The following is a 521-nucleotide window of genomic DNA, read 5'->3' as shown; positions in this document are numbered from 1 at the left end:
ATGGGTCAAACTGTGTCCTAACTCATCACCTATATATTTAGAATTTAATAGAGGCCCAATTATTCTGTTTAACATCTTACCTTCACTTTCTAATAATATCCATTTTTGTGACTTTCTCATTTCACTTATCTTAAATAGATTATGTAAATCAGACCAATGATAAAGTGACGTGAAAGCCATTGCACTAATCAATAATAGAATAGATAATACTAGCAATAGTGCAGCACCATGCTGTGTCTCTAAACTATTCACAATTATAAAACTCCACTATTCAATAAAATAACAACTCGTCTTACCATGCCAATACCTTCCAATTCTATGGTAAATTCAACGGCGTGAGGTAAAACAACGTCGCTCCGCCATTCACTTAGCCATTTCTTGTCATAATATATCTGCATTCTAAATGCTGAGACTCCATCTATAGCATCTAAAACCTTGTATTCCTGACCTGCCATGCAACCAATTTTAGTATAAGATAATTTTTGTAAAACCTTATTTTTCAACCTATAGCCTATACTTAC

Annotated in this window: 1 protein-coding gene and 1 pseudogene; both read right to left on the bottom strand. The window is 33.2% G+C overall.

The features are described from left to right. A pseudogene (locus V2A85_RS24370) lies at positions 1-252 on the bottom strand (hypothetical protein); the annotation flags it as partial. Between the two features lie 2 nt (positions 253-254). Next, the coding region (locus V2A85_RS24365; protein ID WP_420072645.1) for a type II secretion system protein GspJ at positions 255-521 on the bottom strand (267 nt) is incomplete at its 5' end.

This window comes from Yersinia sp. 1252 StPb PI (genome assembly GCF_048593885.1).
Lineage (GTDB): Bacteria > Pseudomonadota > Gammaproteobacteria > Enterobacterales > Enterobacteriaceae > Yersinia > Yersinia enterocolitica_E.
This window is presented reverse-complemented; position numbering and strand designations above follow the sequence as displayed.